The organism is Luteimonas qiangzhengi, from assembly GCF_039548515.1.
GTDB lineage: Bacteria > Pseudomonadota > Gammaproteobacteria > Xanthomonadales > Xanthomonadaceae > Luteimonas.
In genome coordinates, this window is sequence record NZ_JBCLVE010000009.1 from 134378 (window position 1) to 152253 (window position 17876).

At 66.3% G+C, this 17876-nt stretch carries 15 protein-coding genes; 6 read left to right on the top strand and 9 right to left on the bottom strand.

What is annotated here, in order from left to right; genetic code table 11:
• Window positions 1-39 precede the first annotated feature (39 nt).
• A complete protein-coding gene (locus WCE59_RS08110; protein WP_343258240.1) occupies window positions 40-1206 on the top strand; it encodes a lipoprotein N-acyltransferase Lnb domain-containing protein in 1167 nt (388 codons plus the stop codon).
• Between the two features lie 31 nt (window positions 1207-1237).
• Here the strand turns inward: WCE59_RS08110 and WCE59_RS08115 are convergent, their stop codons facing one another.
• Both WCE59_RS08115 and WCE59_RS08120 read right to left on the bottom strand, forming a co-directional pair.
• On the bottom strand, window positions 1238-2491 hold the full coding sequence (locus WCE59_RS08115) for a DUF819 family protein (protein WP_343258241.1): 1254 nt from the start codon (window positions 2489-2491) through the stop codon (window positions 1238-1240).
• A 69-nt stretch (window positions 2492-2560) separates the two neighbouring features.
• Entirely contained in the window at window positions 2561-4630 is a 2070-nt protein-coding gene (locus WCE59_RS08120; RefSeq protein WP_343258242.1) for a dipeptidyl-peptidase 5, read from the bottom strand.
• A 117-nt stretch (window positions 4631-4747) separates the two neighbouring features.
• Between WCE59_RS08120 and WCE59_RS08125 the strand changes: the two genes are divergently transcribed.
• A complete protein-coding gene (locus WCE59_RS08125; protein WP_343258243.1) occupies window positions 4748-5290 on the top strand; it encodes a cysteine hydrolase family protein in 543 nt (180 codons plus the stop codon).
• Between the two features lie 4 nt (window positions 5291-5294).
• Here the strand turns inward: WCE59_RS08125 and WCE59_RS08130 are convergent, their stop codons facing one another.
• The 3 genes from WCE59_RS08130 to WCE59_RS08140 form a co-directional block, all read right to left on the bottom strand.
• The gene (locus WCE59_RS08130; protein WP_343258244.1) at window positions 5295-7244 is read right to left on the bottom strand and encodes an alpha/beta hydrolase family protein; all 1950 of its coding nucleotides are present in this window, start codon (window positions 7242-7244) and stop codon (window positions 5295-5297) included.
• 123 nt (window positions 7245-7367) lie between these two features.
• Window positions 7368-8972, bottom strand: a complete 1605-nt coding sequence (locus WCE59_RS08135) for an AbgT family transporter (protein WP_343258245.1) — start codon at window positions 8970-8972, stop codon at window positions 7368-7370.
• A gap of 88 nt (window positions 8973-9060) precedes the next feature.
• The gene (locus WCE59_RS08140; RefSeq protein ID WP_343258246.1) at window positions 9061-10437 is read right to left on the bottom strand and encodes a YfcC family protein; all 1377 of its coding nucleotides are present in this window, start codon (window positions 10435-10437) and stop codon (window positions 9061-9063) included.
• A 134-nt stretch (window positions 10438-10571) separates the two neighbouring features.
• On the opposite strand from WCE59_RS08140, the gene WCE59_RS08145 reads away from it, so the two are divergent.
• Window positions 10572-12464, top strand: a complete 1893-nt coding sequence (locus WCE59_RS08145) for an ABC transporter ATP-binding protein (protein ID WP_343258247.1) — start codon at window positions 10572-10574, stop codon at window positions 12462-12464.
• On the opposite strand, the gene WCE59_RS08150 is transcribed toward WCE59_RS08145, so the two are convergent.
• The 4 genes from WCE59_RS08150 to WCE59_RS08165 all read right to left on the bottom strand — a co-directional run bounded on the left by WCE59_RS08150 (window position 12371) and on the right by WCE59_RS08165 (window position 14940).
• Window positions 12371-13570: a COG3904 family protein gene (locus WCE59_RS08150; protein ID WP_343258248.1), complete on the bottom strand. Its 1200-nt coding sequence runs from the start codon at window positions 13568-13570 to the stop codon at window positions 12371-12373. The two genes, WCE59_RS08145 and WCE59_RS08150, sit on opposite strands and share 94 nt — an antisense overlap.
• 110 nt (window positions 13571-13680) lie before the next feature.
• Entirely contained in the window at window positions 13681-14070 is a 390-nt protein-coding gene (locus tag WCE59_RS08155) for an MAPEG family protein (protein WP_343258249.1), read from the bottom strand.
• A gap of 41 nt (window positions 14071-14111) precedes the next feature.
• A complete protein-coding gene (locus WCE59_RS08160) occupies window positions 14112-14468 on the bottom strand; it encodes a hypothetical protein (protein WP_343258250.1) in 357 nt (118 codons plus the stop codon).
• Window positions 14443-14940 carry an MgtC/SapB family protein gene (locus tag WCE59_RS08165; protein WP_343258251.1) on the bottom strand — a complete coding sequence of 166 codons (498 nt, stop codon included), beginning with the start codon at window positions 14938-14940 and terminating at the stop codon, window positions 14443-14445. Before WCE59_RS08165 ends, WCE59_RS08160 begins: the two co-directional genes overlap by 26 nt.
• Window positions 14941-15104: 164 nt before the next feature.
• On the opposite strand from WCE59_RS08165, the gene WCE59_RS08170 reads away from it, so the two are divergent.
• From WCE59_RS08170 to WCE59_RS08180, 3 genes are all read left to right on the top strand, one after another.
• Window positions 15105-15716: a flavodoxin family protein gene (locus tag WCE59_RS08170; protein WP_343258252.1), complete on the top strand. Its 612-nt coding sequence runs from the start codon at window positions 15105-15107 to the stop codon at window positions 15714-15716.
• 101 nt (window positions 15717-15817) lie between these two features.
• Entirely contained in the window at window positions 15818-17200 is a 1383-nt protein-coding gene (gene dbpA, locus WCE59_RS08175) for an ATP-dependent RNA helicase DbpA (protein ID WP_343258253.1), read from the top strand.
• A gap of 122 nt (window positions 17201-17322) precedes the next feature.
• On the top strand, window positions 17323-17874 hold the full coding sequence (locus WCE59_RS08180; RefSeq protein WP_343258254.1) for a DnrO protein: 552 nt from the start codon (window positions 17323-17325) through the stop codon (window positions 17872-17874).
• The last annotated feature ends 2 nt before the right edge of the window (window positions 17875-17876 follow it).

The following is a 17876-nucleotide window of genomic DNA, read 5'->3' on the forward strand; positions in this document are numbered from 1 at the left end:
CAACGTCACGCAGCTTCGGGCGCATGGCGCGCGCCTGCGGTGTTGCTTCTGCTTGTGCTGTGCCTGCTGTCTTCGGCAGCCTTCGCGGCACCGCGAATAGGCGTGGCCACGATGCAGCCCGGGGATATCTTCTTCGAACGCTTCGGCCATAACGCGATCGTCGTGGACGACCCCGCCCTGGGCGAACCGGTTTCGTACAACTTCGGTTACTTCGACATGGACGAGCCGGGATTCACCGGCAACTTCATCCGCGGACACATGTACTACATGTTGGCGGCCCTGCCCCTGTCGCAGGACCTCGCCTACTACCAGCAGGTCGGCCGGGGCGTGTCCATCCAGTGGCTTGAGCTGGCGCCCGACCAGGCCAGCGCCCTCGCCGCCAGCCTGCAGGAAAACGCCAGGCCCGAAAACGCCCGCTATCGCTACGATTACTTTCTCGACAATTGCTCCACCCGGGTACGCGATGCGCTGGATGAGGCGCTGGGCGGCATGCTGGCAACACAGTTGCACGGACGCTCGCGCGGCAACACCTACCGCGCCGACGCGGTGCGGCTGGCCTCGCCCACACCGTGGATGTGGCTGGGCTTCGACATCGGCCTGGGGCCGGCAGCCGACCGGCCCAACTCGCGCTGGCAGGAGGCGTTCGTTCCGATGCGCCTGGCAGAGGGCTTGCGCGATGTGCGCCTGCCGGACGGGCGCCCGCTGGTGATGGAAGAAGCGGATCTGGTTGCGCATCGGCTGGCCCCCGAACCGGCCGAAGCACGGCGGCACTGGTGGCCCTGGCTGTTGGCCGGGCTGATCGTGGCCGGCGCCACCATAGGGGTGGGCGCCCGGGCACCGGCACGGCTGGCGGCAGCTGCCCTGCCGTTCTGGCTCATCTGCTCCCTGGCGGGGCTGCTGATCGCCTTCATCTGGTTCGGCACCGAGCACCGCTTCGGCTGGAACAACTACAACATCCTGCTGTTCAACCCGCTGTGCCTTCTGCTGCTGCCCGGCGCATGGCGTGTGGTCCGTGGGTGCGCACCGGGCCAGCTGTTCGGCTGGATCCTGGCAGCAATCGCGGCGTCCAGCGTGCTCGCACTGTTCCTGAACTGGATGCCGGTGCTGCCCCAGCGCAACATGCCCTGGATCTGCCTGTTGCTGCCGATCCACGCGGCCCTGTGGCTGGCCCTCGGTCGTCCGCCAGCACAGCCTGCGTCCCCTTGAGCGCATCCGAGCAGGAGCACGCCGGGCGCTCTTACTGGCCAGCCATCACGCGCAGGATCTGGCCGATGGAGTAGGCGATCACGGTGCCGGTAGCGTAGCCCACCGTACCCAGCAATACGCCCACCGGCGCCAGCGTGGGATGGAAGGCAGCCGCGACCACCGGCGCCGACGCAGCCGCGCCGATGTTGCCCTGCGAACCGACCGCGAAGTAGAACAGCGGTGCCTTCACCAGTCGTGCCGCGCCCCAGAGGGTCAGCACGTGGACCGCCATCCAGATGCCGCCAATCACCAGCAGTTCCGGGCGCTCGGCCAGGCGGAAGAAGTTCATCTGCATGCCGATACAGGCGATCAGGAAATACAGGCACACGGTACCGATGCGCGAGGCCCCCACGTTCTCCAACCGGCGCACCCGGGTAAAGCTCAGGCCCAGACCAGCCAGGGTTGAGAGCACCACGATCCATACAAAGTTCGAGTCCAGGCTGAAGCGGCTGGACCACTCCATGTTCGCGGCAAACCACGCCGCCACCGGGTTGGACACCGCGTGTGCCAATGCGACGATGCCAAAACCCAGACCGACGATCACCATCAGGTCGGTGAGCGTGGGGATGCGTGCATTGGCCGCCTCGTAGGCGGAAATGCGATCGCGCATCTCATCGATGGCGGCGGTATCCGCGCCGCTGCGCGCATCAATCTGCTTGGCGCGGTTGGCCAGGAACAGCAATATCGCCAGCCACAGGCTGGCATAAGCCACGTCCACCACCGCGAACTGGCCGAACAGGGTGGCGTCAACCTCGTAGATCTCGCGGATGGCCACCATGTTGGCACCGCCGCCCACCCAGCTGCCCGACAGCGCCGCCATGCCGCGCCACGTATCCCCGGCGACCGCCGCCGGCCAGAACCATTCCAGCAGCTGGAAGCTGACGATCGCGCCCAGCACGATGCCCAGCGTGCCGGCACAGAACACGAACAGCAGCCTGGGTCCCAGCTTCAGCACGCCCTTCAGATCCACCGACAGGGTCAGCAATACCAGTGCTACCGGCAGCAGCACACGGCTGCCGAAGTAATACAGCTGGCTGGCCTCGCCGTCGATCAGCCCGGCAGTGTTGTAGATCGCCGGCACGAAGTAGCACAGCAGCAGGGCCGGCACCCAGGCGAAGAACTTTTTCCAGAACGGCGTCGGACCACTGGCCAGATAGAAGATGCCGCCCAAAGAGGCGGCGATCAGGCCAAACACAACAATATCGTTGGTGATCAGCGCGGTGTTTGCAGCGGACTGGATCGCCATTGGCGATTAACTCCTGTGAAGCGGACAAAAAACCGCCCGGCACGGATGCCGGGCGGCAAGGTCAAACGATCAGTTGCCGGTGTGCCGATCCATCCAGGCCTTCACCGTCTCGTGCCAGAGCACGCTGTTGTTGGGCTTGAGCACCCAGTGGTTCTCATCGGGGAAGTACAGCAGCTGCGATTCGATCCCCTGCCGCTGCAGCGCGGTGAACGCCGACAGGCTCTGGTCCACCGGCACCCGGTAGTCCTTCTGCCCTGCGACCACCAGCATCGGCACGTTCCAGTCGCCAATGTGGCGCGCCGGATTGTGACGCTCGTAGGCTTCCGGTTTGTCGTACACCGTGCCGCCGTGCTCCCACTCGGTGAACCACAGCTCCTCGGTCACCAGGCCCATGGAGCGGGTGTCGAACACGCCGTTGTGGTTGACGAAGCACTTCCACGGCGCGTTCCACTGGCTGGCGATCCAGTTGACCATGTAGCCGCCGTAGCTGGCGCCGAGCGCGCAGGCGCGGTCGCCATCGAGGAAGTCGTACTCGCCCAGCGCGTACTCCCAGCCCTTCTGCAGGTCGACCAGCGGCTTGTCGCCCCAGTCGCCGCTGATCGCGTCGGTGAAGTCCTGGCCGTAGCCGGTGGAACCGTGGAAATCGACCATCACCACCGCGTAGCCGGCGCCGGCGTAGGTCTGCGGGTTCCAGCGGTAGCTCCAACCATTGCCGAAGCTGCCCTGCGGACCGCCGTGGATCAGGAAAGCGACCGGATACTGCTGGCCCTCCTGGTAGCCGGCCGGCTTGACCACCCAGCCGTACACGGTGGCGTCGTTGGCCCCGCGGAAGGAGAACTGCTCGTACTCGCCCATCGCCACGCCGTCGAGCATTTCCGTCGCGCTCTGGGTGATCTGGCGCAGGCCCGAGCCGTCCGGCTGGGCCACGTACACCACGTCGCCGGTACCCATCGAGTTGCGGCTCAGAGCCAGAGTGTCTCCGGCCACGGTGAACGATGTCACCGTGCCATCGGACACCAGCTCGGTGACCTCGCCGCTGGCCACGTCGACCTGGAACAGCGGGTAGTGGCCGGTGTCCTGCGCGGAAACATACAGGGTGGAACCATCAGCCGAAACTGCCACGTTACCCGGCGAACGATCCCAGTCCGGCGCGATCTCGCGGCGCTCGCCGGTGGTCAGATCCATGGCCATCAGCGCATAGCGGTCGGCTTCAAAGCCGGCCCGGGCCATCGCCCGGTAATACAGGGTGCCGCCATCCGGGCTGAACACCGGGCCCGTATCCACGGCCGGGTTGTCCACGGTCAGGTTCACCGGCGTGCCGCTGCCGTCGGCATTGATCCGGTACAGGTCGAAATCGGTCGACCAGGCCTGCTCGGAGTCTTCGATAGTCTTGACGCTGGCGACCAGCGTGGCACCGTCGGGCGACCAGGTGTAATCCGAAGCACCGCCGAACGGCTTGGCCGGAATGTCACCCGCCAGCGCATGGCTGATCGACACCGCCGCGGTTACCGGGTCACCGCCCTGCGCCAGCTCGGCTGCAAACAGCTGGTTGCGACGCCCGTCCTTCCAGGTGTCCCAATGGCGCACGAACAGCTGCTCGTACAGCACGCCGGTGGTCTTGCCGGCCTCGCGCTCATCAAGCCGCGCCTTGGTGCAGCTGAAGTCCGCGCCGCAGTCCGGGAACACATCCACGCTGAATGCGAAGCGGTCGCCACGCGGGGACAGCTGCCAGGTGCCGATGCCCATGGCGAAATCGGTGAGCTGGCGCGGCTCGCCGCCGCTGGCGGGCATGGAATAAAGCTGCTGGCTGCCGTTTTTCGCACTCAGGAAATACAGCGTGTTGCCATCCGCGGAGAACGCCGGCGCGGACACGCTCCAGCCCTCGGGAGTGATCTGGTGGGGCGGGCGGATATCGCGGGTACGCAGATCACGCAGGTACAGCGCGCTGCTGGCGCTGTCGGCTTCGAAATCCACCGTGCGCTGCGAGAACACCAGCCGGCCACCATCGGGCGACAGCGTGGGCGAGGAGACCCGCGGCATGCTGGCCAGATCGCGGCCTTCAAGACCACGCTCGGCCAGGGCCAGCGAAGGAACGGCTGCCAGCAGGCACAGCGGCAGCAAAGCGGTTCGCAGCTTCATGGAGTGCTCCGGATTTGGGCAAAGCGCCGATGGTAGCCGATGCGGTTCACACGGTCTTGCGCCGGTGGTCATGACCATCTTCAGGCCAGCCTTCTCCCTGTGACCCCGGAACCGATCATGACCCGCTCCGCCCTGCTGATCATCGACATGATCAACACCTTCGAATTTGAAGGGGGTGAGGCCTTGGCACGTGCAGCGATGCCGGCCGCGCGGCGGATCGCCACCCTGCGGCGCCGCTGGCACGCCGCGGGCGCTCCGGTCATCTACGTCAACGACAACTTCATGCAGTGGCAGGCCGACTTCCGCGAACTGGTGGCGGTGTGCATGCACGATGGCATGCCAGGCGCTGCGATCGCCCAGCACCTGCAGCCGGAACCTGACGACTACTTCGTGCTCAAGCCCAAGCACTCGGCCTTCATGGCCAGCCCGCTGGAAGCGCTGCTGGCGGAGCTCAAAGTCGATGGCCTGGTCCTGACCGGCATTGCGGCCGACTCCTGCATCCTGGCCACGGCGCTGGATGCGCACATGCGTGAGCTCAAGGTGCGCATCCCACGCGACTGCGTGGCCGCCATCACCCCGACCCGCAAGGACCGGGCGCTGGCGGTGCTACGCGACAGCTGCATGGCCGACCTGCGCGCGTCACGCGCGCAGGTCCCCTGACAGCTTATTGCCCCAGGTGCTCATCCAGGAAGCCAAGCAGCCGCTGATAGAACTCGCGACGGTGCTCGGCCACGAAGAAGCCGTGACCTTCCCGCGGGTAATAGAGCGTCTCGACGGGAACGCCCGCACGTTTCAGCGCGCGCTCCATGCCGTGGCTGTGGCCGATTGGAGCCACCTGGTCCTCGCCACCAGCGGCCAGGAATACCGGCACCTTGATCTGCCCGGCCAGCCGGTCCGGTGACAACGCCGCAAGTTCGCCGGGGTCGTCCCCCACCCACTCACGGGTCCATGTACGCGCCCAGCGGCCGATTCCACGGTTCTCCCTGCTCATCCGCGGCAGGTCATAGACACCCACGTAGCCAATGGCGCACTGGTACAGGTCAGGTTCCCGCGCAGCGCCCATCAGTGCGGCATAACCGCCGTAACTTGCCCCGTAGATGCAGATGCGATCAGGATCGCCAATGCCCTGCGAGATGGCCCAGTGGGTGGCGTCGGTCAGGTCGTCCTGCATCGCCTGGCCCCACTGCCGGGCCCCAGCCTGCAGGAAGGTCCTCCCGTAGTTGCCCGATCCGCGGAAGTTGACCCGCAGCACCGCGTAGCCGGCACCGGCCAGCAGCTGGGTATCGGTATCAAACCCCCAGCTGTCGAACACGCCGTAAGGACCACCGTGGACCATGACCACCAGCGGCAACCCTGTCCCGTCCGATCCCTTCGGGATGGTCAGGAAGCCGTGCAGGACAAGCCCATCGCGCGCCTGGATCGCCACCCCACGTGCAGGCGACATGCTGGCCGGATCGATCTTCTCGCGCCGGGCAAGCAGGAAGTCGGCCTTCTTGTCGACAGTGTCGAACAGATAGAAACTGCCGGGTTCGATATCACTGCTGGCCAGCACCAGCTTCAACCTGCCGTCCGCCGTGGCCGAGGGCAGATCGATCCGGTAACCCGGGAAAGCCGCCTCCAGGCTGCGGTGCAGGCGCGCATCCTCTGACTCCTCATCAAAGAACGCGCTTCGTACTCCGTCCCCCAGATAACGCACCCCGATCGGCGCGCCCCAGCCATCGCGAAGGATCGGCATGGGATCAACCACGTCATCCCGCTGCACCTCGCGGCGCTCCCCGCTGGCCACGTCCAGCGCTTCGATCAAATCCGGCCCCTGTGGCTGCTCCACCTGCAGGTAAACGGTTGAATCGTCGTCGGAAAAGCCCAGCGGCGCTACCACACGGTCGCTGCTGCGTTCATCGTTGAACAGCATCCACTCGCTGCTGTCATCGGGCCGGTAATAGAGCTGGCTGTGGTTGTCCGTCCCGGCGCCCAGGGCGAAGCGCACCTGGTTCCGGTTGTCGGTCAGGAACCGCGCCCGCTGCACCGGAGCACCGGTGACGCGTACCCGCCGCCCGGTATACACATCCATACGCTCAACCCGGGTGTGGGGATCCGTGGCGAGAGGATGGACTGCAATCAGCACGTGCTGATCGTCGTCGGGCAGCGGATCAACCAGGTATGCCGCCACCATTTCTTCGCGCCGGCCTGTCCTGATCCTGGTGCCTGTCTGCTCAACCTGCACGCGCCAACCCACCAGCAACTCACGGCGGCTGCCGTCCGCGTCCATCGCGTACAGCTCACCGGTTGGCAGCGCATCATCACGACTGCCGAAGCTCTCGGCGATCGACATCAGCACCCGGTCGTCGTTGACCCACCAGAAATCGTGGACATGGGTCCCGCTTCTGAAGCGGAAAGTCGCGGTGAGCTGGCGGTCGCTGCGGCGCATCACTGCCAGGCCGGTTTGGCCCTCGACCGGCACCGTCATCGCGAAATACTCCCCTGACGGGGACAGCTTGATGTTGGTGAAACTGTCCGGCTCCACGAACTGGCCGATATCCACCCTCGCCCCGGCGTGCGGTGACACCAGCGCGCACAACAACCCCAGCAGCAGCGCTGCTCCGATCCTTCCCATGCGGTTCTCTCCCTTCCCCGTACCGGCGCGTTTGTCCGGCTGGCCCCGCCAACTATCCCAAAGTCGGCCGCAAGTGTGAAGGCGGAAAAGGGTTCCGATCAGAAATAGCGGATCACGGTCTCACTAGCCCGGCGTGTAATACGTCGGCGCGCCCGGCCCCACCGGCAGGCCCATGCCGAACACCCATAGGAAGAACAGCAGCGTCCAGCCGATGAAGAAGATCACCGAATACGGCAGCATCATCGCGATCAGCGTGCCCACGCCGATGTCCTTCTGATAGCGGGTGGCGAAGGCCAGGATCAGGCCGAAGTAGCTCATCATCGGGGTGATGATATTGGTCACCGAATCGCCGATACGGTACGCCGCCTGGATCACTTCGGGGCTGTAGCCGACCAGCATCAGCATCGGCACGAAGATCGGCGCGGTCACCGCCCACTGCGCCGAGGCCGAGCCCAGCGACAGGTTGATGATGGCGCAGATGATGATGAAGGGCAGGAACACCAGCGGCCCCGTGAGCCCAATCGCCTGCAGCGAGTTGGAGCCCACCACCGCCACCACCTGGCCCAGCTGGGTCCAGTTGAAGAACGCCACGAATTGGGCGGCGAAGAACACCAGCACGATGTACAGGCCCATGGTCGACATCGACTTGGCCATCGCGTTGATCACGTCGCGATCGCTCTTGAACTCGCCGGTCAGCGCGCCGTAGACGATGCCGGGAATGGCGAAGAACACCGCCACCAGCACCACGATGCCGGTCAGGAACGGCCGCAGGCTGGCCAGCGTGTCGTCCTCGATGCCGGGCAGGCGCAGCCAGCCGCCCTGCGGCACCACCAGCAGGGCGATGCCGATGCTCACCAGCAGCGCCACCAGCCCCGCCCACGCCAGCGCGCGGCGCTCGGCCGGGGTGACCGGATCCATGCTGATCGGCTCGGCGGTTTCATCCAGCTTGGTCGGGTCGTACGGGCCCAGCTTCGGCTCGACGATCTTGGCGGTCACGAACCAGCCCATCGCCGTGACCAGGAACGTGCTGACGATCATGAAATACCAGTTGACCGCCGCGTGCACCTCGTAACCAGGGTGGATCAGCTCCGCCGCTTCCTGGGTGATGCCCGCCAGCAGCGGATCGACCGTGCCGATCAGCAGGTTCGCGCTGTAACCCCCGGACACGCCGGCGAACGCGGCCGCCAGTCCGGCCAGCGGGTGCCTGCCCAGCGCGTGGAAGATCGCTGCCGCCAGCGGGATCACCACCACGTAGCCCATTTCCGAAGCGGTGTTGGACATGATCGCGGCGAACACCACCACCACCGTGACCAGGTTCTTCGGGGCGCCCAGCACCAGCAACTTGATCGCCGCGGTCAGCAGCCCCGAGCGCTCGGCGATGCCCACGCCCAGCATCGCCACCAGCACCGTGCCCAGCGGCACGAAACCGGTGAAGTTGGTGACCAGGCTGGTCACGATCCGGCGCAGGCCTTCGGGATCGAGCAGGCTGATCACCCGGATCACGCCGTCCGTCGCGCGCCCGCTGGTGCCCTCCGGACGCGGATCCGGAACGCTCACCCCCATCCAGCCCAACAGCCCGGACACCAGCAGGATCGCCAGCGCCAGCAGCGCGAACAGGGTGACCGGATGCGGCAACAGGTTGCCCAGCCATTCCACCGTGTTGAGCAGGCGGGTGATCCAGTTCGGCTGCGCCTGGTTGGCGGTGGGGGTCTGATCCTTACGCGTCATCAAGGCTTCCGCTGAAAAAACACCAGCGCCGGAGTCTACTGCACGAGCACGGCATGCGCGCTCGTGCCGAAGGAGGCGGGTGGCCCTGCTACTGGTAGCCGATCATCACCGAGATCACCAGCGCCACGGAGCCGGCCACCAGCATCTTCAGGTACAGCGGCAGTACGAAGCGGAGCCAGCGATCGTAGGGAATCCCGGCGATGCCGAGGATGCTCATCAGGATCACGTTGGTCGGAAACAGCATGTTGGCGAAGCCGTCGCCGAACTGGAATGCCAGTACCGCGGTCTGCCGGCTGATGCCGACCAGATCCGCCAGCGGCGCCATGATCGGCATGGTCACGAACGCCTGGCCGCTGCCGGACGGGATGAAGAAGTTGATCAGCAGCTGCACGAACATCATGCCCACTGCCCCCAGGTGCGCGCCGAGCAGCGACAGCGGCGTGGCCAGTACGTCCACGATGGTGTGCAGCACCACGCCTTCTTCCAGGATCAGCGCGATCGAGCGGGCGAAGCCGATCAGCAGCGCGGTCATGGCCAGCTCTGCCGCCCCATCGCCGAACTGGCGCGCGGTGGCGTTGACCCCCAGCCCGCCGACCAGGCCGGTGAACAGGGCCAGGCCGATGAACAGCGCGCCCAGCTCCACCAGATACCAGCCTTGGGTGGAAATGCCCCAGATCATCAGTCCCAGCGCCACCATCGCGGCCAGCAACAACACGAGCCTGCGTGCATCCAGCGGGGGGTATTCGGCCGGCGGTGCATGCAGCGGCTCGATACCCTTCATCAGGCTCGCATCCGGGTCCTGCTGCACCTTGCGCGCGTAGCTCCACACGTGGTGCACGCCGATCGCCACGAACGGCACGAACAGGGCAAGCCGGAATTGCCAGCCCGAGGCCGGCTCCAGCCCCGACACGCCCTGCGCCACGATCACGGTAAACGGGTTCATCACCGCAACCCCGTAGCCGATGCCATAGCCGCAGATCAGGATGCCCATGGCGGTAATCACGTCCATGCGCATCGCCAGGCACAGTGAAATCAGCATCGCCGCGAAAGGGATGTACTCCTCGGCCACGCCGATGGTGCCCGAGCCGATCGCGAACACCCCCATGCCGATGATGATCAGCAGCTTCGGGCTGTGCCCCACCCGCTTCAGGGTCCAGCCCAGCACCGCATCGATCAGCCCGCTGGCCCGCAGCACCGCCAACGCCCCGCCGACGATCAGCACGAAGAAAATGATGTCCTGCGCCGCGGCCATCGCCCGCGGCACCACGGTGAACAGGGTCAGCGGGGACAGGTTCACCCGCTCCGTCGCGTCCTGGTAGGTGCCGGGCACCACCACCGTATTGCCGGCCTCGTTGACCGTCATCTCGAACTGCCCCTGGGGCAGCAGCCAGGTAGCCACCAGCGCGGCGGCCATGATGGCGAACAGCAGCGCCAGGGTATGCGGGATGCGGAGCAAACGATTCATCGGCAGGTCCATGGTTGAACCGGCGCAGTATAGGCGCACCTTTCCCCGCCACCTTGCGGTCGCGGCTCCCGGAGACAACCCTGAAGCGGGGTCCTGTCACAATCACGGCCTCTCCCGCCACCCCCGGACCCGCGATGCTGCGCTGGTTTGAACGCCGACTCGAGCCCTTCCCCCAGGACCCGCCCGCCCAGCCGCCGGCCAGCCTGTATGCCTTCTGCCGCCATTACACCCGCGGCACGGAGAAGTGGCTGGTCCTGATGGCCCTGACCACGGCCGGCATCGCCTTGGCGGAGCTGGCCATGTACGCCTACCTGGGCGCACTGGTGGACCAGCTGGGCAACACCACGCCGGCCGAATTCATGGCCGAGGAAGGCCGGCGCCTGCTGGGCATGGGCCTGCTGATCCTGCTGGTGCTGCCGCTGCTGGTGCTGGCCAACTCGCTGATCCAGCACCAGACCCTGCTGGGCAATTTCCCCATGCGGATCCGCTGGAACGTGCATCGCTACCTGCTGCGCCAGTCAATGGGTTATTTCCAGAATGAATTTGCCGGACGCATCGCCACCAAGCTGATGCAGACCTCGCTGGCGGTGCGGGAAACCGTGCTCAAGCTGCTGGATATCGGCAACTACGTGCTGGTGTTCTTCATTGGCGCGCTGGTGGTGGCCGGGGCAGCCGACTGGCGCCTGATGCTGCCATTCCTGGCCTGGGCCGGCGGTTACACGCTGCTGATGTGGGTCTTCGTGCCGCGCATGGAGCGGGTGGCGCGCGATCAGGCCGATGCGCGCTCGGTGATGACCGGCCGGGTGGTGGACAGCTACACCAACATCGCCACGGTCAAGCTGTTTTCCCACTCCCAGCGCGAGCAGGCCTACGCGCGCGAGGCGATGGACGGGTTCCTTGGCACGGTGTACCGGCAGATGCGCCTGGCAACGGGAGCCTGGACCCTGCTTTACGCGCTGAACATGGCCCTGCTGTTCAGCGCCGTGGCGCTGTCCCTGTGGCTGTGGCATCAGGGCGCGGTCGGCCCTGGCGCGATCGCGGTGATCGTGGCATTCGCCCTGCGCATCCTCGGCATGTCGCAATGGATCATGTGGGAAATTTCGCAGCTGTTCGAGAACATCGGCACCGTGCATGACGGGATCAACTCGATCTCGCTGCCGCCCACCGTGGACGATGCGCCCGGCGCCCCGCCCCTGTCCGCGGTCAACGGAGACATCCGCTTTGACCGGGTGAGCTTCCACTACGGCAAGGGCAGCGGCGTGATTGAAGACCTGACGCTGCATATCCGCCCGGGCGAGAAAATAGGCGTAGTCGGGCGCTCGGGCGCGGGCAAGTCGACCCTGGTGAATCTGCTGCTGCGTTTCCACGACCGCGAATCCGGACAGATCCTCATCGACGGCACTGATATTGCAGGCGTCCAGCAGGACACCCTGCGCGCGCATATTGGCGTGGTATCGCAGGACACCTCGCTGCTGCACCGCTCGGTGCGCGAGAACCTGCTGTACGGGCGCCCAGATGCCAGCGACGATGAAATGATCGAGGCTGCCAGGCAGGCGCGCGCGCACGATTTCATCCTCGCCCTGACCGACAACAAGGGCAGGCGTGGCTACGATGCCCACGTTGGCGAGCGCGGCGTGACGTTGTCCGGCGGTCAGCGCCAGCGCGTGGCCATCGCCCGGGTCCTGCTGAAGAACGCGCCGATCCTGGTGCTGGACGAAGCCACTTCGGCCCTGGATTCAGAGATCGAAGCGGCGATCCAGGACAACCTGACGCGGCTGATGGAAGGCAAGACGGTGATCGCGATCGCGCACCGCTTGTCGACCATCGCCGCCATGGACCGCCTGATCGTGATGGACGAGGGCCGGATCGTCGAGGACGGCCCGCACGAGGAACTGGTGCAGGCAGGTGGCCTGTACGCCCGGCTGTGGCAGCGTCAGTCCGGGGGATTCATCGACTGCGAGCCGGACGCATCACCGGATGTGGGCGCTTCCACTTCGGCACCTGCCGCGCCTTCCACCTCGCCCTGAGCGGTCTCGGCGCCGGGGGCGAACACGAAGTCTGCGGCCAGGTCGAACTCCGACAGCGGGCTTTCGGCCGGGCAGGTTTCGTCCGGGAATCCGTAGCTGGCGCGCAGGTCCAGACCACAGACACTCAGCGCTTCGAGGTCAGTGCCCGGCAACTTGCAACGAGTGTCGAAGGCGCGCACGAACGAGTCACGGCGACGCACGAAATCCTCGCCGCACTTGCGCATCAGCCGCAGCCGGTCCAGGTCGTCCTGGGCCGGATTGACCCCATCCAGCCCGTAGCGCTGCAGCTCATCGACGGTCAGCAGACGCAGGCTGCGGTTGGGCACCACCATCATCATGTCGGCCACGGCCACCGCCGCACCGTTGCGCTCCAGGTAGGCCCGGACCCGGTCGTACACGGTGCGCAACTCGGCGTTGAGCTCGCGCCGCGTGGTGGCGGAGGAGCTCATGCGGATGATCCGGTGGATCCCTACCCGGCCGGTGATCAGGCGGCTGTCGCCGGCACTGAGGATGAACACGCAGGAACTGTGGCACACCGAGCCTTCGCGTACCCAGAGGGCCCAACCCGATTCGGCGATCATGTCGCCGGCTTCCATCGAATCCTCCACCTGGCCACCGGCCGAATCCAGATCCAGCACGCGCTTGTCGATGTGCAGCTCGTCGGCGACCGCGATGACCCGCTCGATCAGGTCGGTGAACTCACCCGTCAACCGGCCTTCGTAGCGCATGCGCATCACGCCGCGCTCTGCACAGGGGCTGAGGGCGGCCGTCAATGACTCATGGTCCAGCACGGCGACCGGCTCACCGTCGCCGGCGGAGACGTAGTCCAGCTCGCAGCTGATGGAAACGCTGCCTTCCTCCAACGGGATTGGCGTCCAGTCGAGCGCTTCTTCGACGGGAGCCGGATCCGGCAGGGATGGCTGACTGTCCCGATTCGCAGCAGCGGACGGATCCACCGGTGCCATGCTCACCGCGCCGCCATCGGTCGCAATGTCCACTTCCTCTGTTTCCACCATCAGCGCGTCCTGCCCAGGCGCCGGCGGGCGACACGCGGCCAGCAGCAGCACGGACAGCAGCAGGCAGGCTTTCAACGATTGAAACAGCATGAAATCTCCGCAACGCGAGTGCCGGGCGATCATGGACGCGGCATCAGGCGTCCAGTCTAGGGGCCGCGTGCGGGCGCGTTGTAATGCCGGGTGAATCAGGACTCAGCCAGTCAAAGCAGGCCGGACAACACCATCAGCATGCCCAGCAGCGCCAGGGCCCAGACCATGGAGCGCACATAGGGGATTCCTGCCAGGTACAGCGGCACGTAAACCACCCTGGCCCAGAACCAGAGCTGGGCGCCCAACGCGGTGATCGCGTCCCCGCTGCCGGTGGCGACCACCGCCAACGCGGCGGCTGCGAAGAACGGAAACGTTTCCAGGAAGTTGTGCATCGCGCGGTCGGCCCGCCCGGCTACGCCGGTCAGCGGCTCGGGGTCGCCGTCACGCGCGCTCGCGTTCCATTTCAGACCGCGTTGCCTGGTCATCAGCGCAGCGGCCAGGAACAGCTGCGCGACTCCCAACAGGATTGACCAGGCCAGCATCTGGATTTCGACGGGCATTTCCTTTACTCCGAAAATCCTCTACTCCCAAAAAGGGGGACTCAGCGTCGATAAACCGCCGCATTGATACACGACAGCACGCTCACCAGAAACCAACCGAACGGAAGCAGCGACAAAGTCACCAGCCAGGTGATGACGAACGCGATGCAGGCCGCAACGAACCAGAGGATCGCCGACAGCACGCGCCCCTGCACCAGCTGGCCCAGGCCCGGGATGAAGAAGCTGCAGATTGCGGCAATGACATTGCCGGTCGAACCCTGTCCATTGCCCATTGCTTGATGCTCCGTCAGAAAATTGATCGACTGGATGATGCGCGGCCCGCATTCATCAATACGTGAAGATGACGCATGCCCGGCATGGGGCAGGGCTGGATCAGGCGCCCCGATCCAGAGGCTCATCCTGCTTCTTTTTCTCCAGCTTGGGCAGCACGCCCACCACCACCAGGGCCATCACCGTCACCACGACGGCCACCATTTCCTGGCCCATGCCGGCGGCCATGCCGATCGCCGCGGTCATCCAGATCCCGGCCGCAGTGGTGAGGCCTTCCACCCGACTGCCGTCCTCGCCGCGCAGGATGGCACCTGCACCGAGGAAGCCGATGCCCTGGACGATGCCCTGCATCACGCGGGTGATATCGCTGGAATCGACGCCGGCCAGCAGCGGCGCCAGCACAAACAGCGCCGCGCCGATCGACACCAGCATGTGGGTCTTGAGCCCGGCCGCGCGCCCCTTGCTCTCGCGCTCCCAGCCGATGATCCCGCCCAGCACCGCGGCACACAGCACCCGCACCACAATGATTGTCATCGTGCCCGCGCTCGGTATCGCGAACTCGGCTGCCAGCGCCGCCCCCACCTGATCCATTACGCCCATGCAATCCGTTCCTGCACCGTGACTCCGCCAAATCGTGGCGGATGCGAACGTAAGGCCGCGTGCACGGACTCTCACCCGGATCACGGGGATCACTGGGATCTCGGGTTGACGCGCGCTTAGCGGGCCAGGCGCTAGCGTCGACCCTGAACCAACAGGAGCACCCCATGCCCCTTTCCGCTTTTGGCCTAAACTGCACCCTGACCGCCTCCCCGGCCTCATCCTCCACCCAGCTGCTGCTCGACCAGGTGCTCAAGGCCCTGGCCGGGCACGATGTCAGCGGCGACAGCGCGCGTGTCGTTGACCACGATGTGAAGCCAGGTGTGCGCGCAGACGAAGGCGATGGCGATGCCTGGCCGGGCCTGCGCCAACGCATCCTCGACGCCAACATCCTGGTCGTCGCCACTCCAATCTGGATGGGCCAGCCCAGCAGCATTGCCAAGCGCGTCCTCGAGCGCCTCAACGCCTTCCTCGGTGAGATCGACGAAAGCGGCTGCTTTCCCACCTTCGGCCGGGTGGCCACGGTCGCGGTGGTGGGCAACGAGGATGGCGCCCACCACGTGGTCGCCGAGCTCTACCAAGGCCTGGCCGACCTCGGCTTCACCATTCCCGCCGCGGGCGCGACCTACTGGGTTGGCGAAGCCATGCAGAAAACCGACTACAAGGATCTGCCGCAGACACCGGAAAAGACCGCCTCCGCGACCGCCACGCTGGCCAGCAACGCCGTGCACCTGGCCCGGTTGCTGCACGAGCGCCCCTACCCGCCGCCGCTGGCCTGACCCACACATGAAAACCACTGCTCCGCCAGTCGGCTGCCAGCTGCAGGCAACTTGAGCAGACAACTCTCACCTTGCGCGCGTCGCGGTGCGATCATGGAGGCATGGATACTTCGCCCCCCTTTACCCTCCTTCCGCTCCCTCCCACCCTGCTGCAGGGGCTGGAGGCCCTCGGCTATACCGCCATGACCCCGGTCCAGGCGCAGGCCCTGCCCCCCATCCTGGAAGGCCGCGACGTTATCGCGCAGGCGCCGACCGGCAGCGGCAAGACCGCCGCCTTCGGCCTGGGCCTGCTGCAGCGGCTGGACGCGACTGCAGTACGAACCCAGGCGCTGGTGTTGTGCCCGACCCGCGAGCTGGCCGAACAGGTCGGCGACCAGCTGCGCAGGCTCGCCACCGGCGTGCCAAACGTGAAGCTGAGCGTGTTGTGCGGCGGCATTCCGCTGGCCCCGCAGCTGGCATCGCTCACCCATCCGCCGCACATCGTGGTCGGCACGCCCGGGCGCATCCTCGAGCTGCTCGGCCAGCAAGCGCTGCAGCTGGGGGGTGTCCAAACCTTCGTGCTCGATGAAGCCGACCGCATGCTGGACATGGGCTTTGAAGAGCAGATCCGCGAGGTTGCCCGCCACATCCCGGCCAAGTGCCAGCGCCTGCTGTTTTCCGCCACTTTCCCCGATGCGATCCGTGCGCTGGCCAAGACCACGCTGCGCAACCCGGCCGAGGTCAGCGTCGAGGGCGCCGCCAATGCTCCTGCCATCAAGCAGGTGGTGATCGATACTGACCCGGCGCGCAAGGCACCGCTGCTGGCCGCGCTGCTGCTCGGGCACCGTCCTGAATCGTGCCTGGTGTTCTGCAACATGCGCCGCGACGTGGACGAGGTTGCCGCGTCGCTCGCCCACTACGGTTTCGACGCCCTGGCCCTGCACGGCGACATGGAACAGCGCGACCGCGCCGAGACCCTGCTGCGCTTCGCCAACCGCAGCTGCAACGTGCTGGTAGCCAGCGACGTCGCCGCCCGCGGCCTGGACATCGACGACCTGTCGGCGGTCGTGAACTACGACGTGCCCTCGGATCCGGACACCTACATGCACCGCATCGGCCGCACCGGGCGCGCCGGCCGCGAGGGCCTCGCGCTGACGCTGTGCACGCCGCAGGAGCTGCGGCGGATGGAGGCGATCGAGGAGCACCAGTCCCGCACCCTGCCCCGCGAGCGTGCCCAGCCGGTGGCTGGCAAGCCCAAGGACGTGCCGCAAGCATTGATGGCAACCCTGCGCATCGACGCCGGCAAAACCGACAGGCTGCGCCCGGGCGACATCCTTGGTGCGCTCACCGGCGATGCCGGTCTGCCCGCAAAAGCGATCGGCAAGATCGTCGTACAGGCCACGCGTTCCTACGTGGCCATCGCGCGGGCCCAGGCGCCGCAGGCACTGGCGCGCCTGCGCGAGGGCAAGATCAAGGGCCGCAGGTTCAGGATCGCGGCGCTGTAGCAATGCCCGGGTCGCCGAACTCCCCCTGAGAACGCGTGCATCCCTTTCACCTGATCCAGGTCACGGCGACATCTGCTGGCACATGCGAGTATCGAGTGATAAATCCACCTGCAGGAGATTCCATGAAACCGATACAGATTCCTCTCGTGCTTGCGTTGGCCCTGGCACTCGGCACGCTCGCCGCCGGCTGCGCGCAGGAAGCTCCGGCCCCCGTTGATCAGGACACCACGGCTTCCGCCCAGGTGACCGCGGCTGACAGCGAAGTGCACCCGCTCGGCGATCATGATTCCCATGCCGCACACGATGACCACGATGTTTCCCACGCCGTGGGCGTCGATTTCCCGGTGCCCGACAACCACACCCCGTGGCAACCCGATGCACCGCTGATCGAAGGCATGTCGCGGGTGCGTGGGGCCGTCGCCAGTCTTTCAAGCGATCCGGACGCAGCCACCGTGCAGTCACAGGCCACCGAGGTCGACGCTGCGATTGACTACATGTTCGAAAACTGCAGCCTGCCCACCGAACCCGACGTGGCCCTGCACGCGATACTTGCCCGCCTGATGGCCGGCAGCCAGGCGCTGCAGGCGGACTCCTCGGACACCGCTCCCGTGCAGGACATGCAGGGTGCCGTCTCCAACTACGAGGCCCTGTTCGACGATCCGAACGCCGGCTGACC

Coding starts and splice junctions, on each gene's coding strand:
- WCE59_RS08155 (WP_343258249.1), bottom strand. CDS start 14,070: ATGCCCGTCGAAATCCAGATGCTGGCCTGGTCAATCCTGTTGGGAGTC.
- WCE59_RS08180 (WP_343258254.1), top strand. CDS start 17,323: ATGAAACCGATACAGATTCCTCTCGTGCTTGCGTTGGCCCTGGCACTC.
- WCE59_RS08160 (WP_343258250.1), bottom strand. CDS start 14,468: ATGAGCCTCTGGATCGGGGCGCCTGATCCAGCCCTGCCCCATGCCGGG.
- WCE59_RS08145 (WP_343258247.1), top strand. CDS start 10,572: ATGCTGCGCTGGTTTGAACGCCGACTCGAGCCCTTCCCCCAGGACCCG.
- WCE59_RS08170 (WP_343258252.1), top strand. CDS start 15,105: ATGCCCCTTTCCGCTTTTGGCCTAAACTGCACCCTGACCGCCTCCCCG.
- WCE59_RS08125 (WP_343258243.1), top strand. CDS start 4,748: ATGACCCGCTCCGCCCTGCTGATCATCGACATGATCAACACCTTCGAA.
- WCE59_RS08135 (WP_343258245.1), bottom strand. CDS start 8,972: ATGACGCGTAAGGATCAGACCCCCACCGCCAACCAGGCGCAGCCGAAC.
- WCE59_RS08115 (WP_343258241.1), bottom strand. CDS start 2,491: ATGGCGATCCAGTCCGCTGCAAACACCGCGCTGATCACCAACGATATT.
- WCE59_RS08140 (WP_343258246.1), bottom strand. CDS start 10,437: ATGAATCGTTTGCTCCGCATCCCGCATACCCTGGCGCTGCTGTTCGCC.
- dbpA (WP_343258253.1), top strand. CDS start 15,818: ATGGATACTTCGCCCCCCTTTACCCTCCTTCCGCTCCCTCCCACCCTG.
- WCE59_RS08120 (WP_343258242.1), bottom strand. CDS start 4,630: ATGAAGCTGCGAACCGCTTTGCTGCCGCTGTGCCTGCTGGCAGCCGTT.
- WCE59_RS08130 (WP_343258244.1), bottom strand. CDS start 7,244: ATGGGAAGGATCGGAGCAGCGCTGCTGCTGGGGTTGTTGTGCGCGCTG.
- WCE59_RS08150 (WP_343258248.1), bottom strand. CDS start 13,570: ATGCTGTTTCAATCGTTGAAAGCCTGCCTGCTGCTGTCCGTGCTGCTG.
- WCE59_RS08165 (WP_343258251.1), bottom strand. CDS start 14,940: ATGGGCGTAATGGATCAGGTGGGGGCGGCGCTGGCAGCCGAGTTCGCG.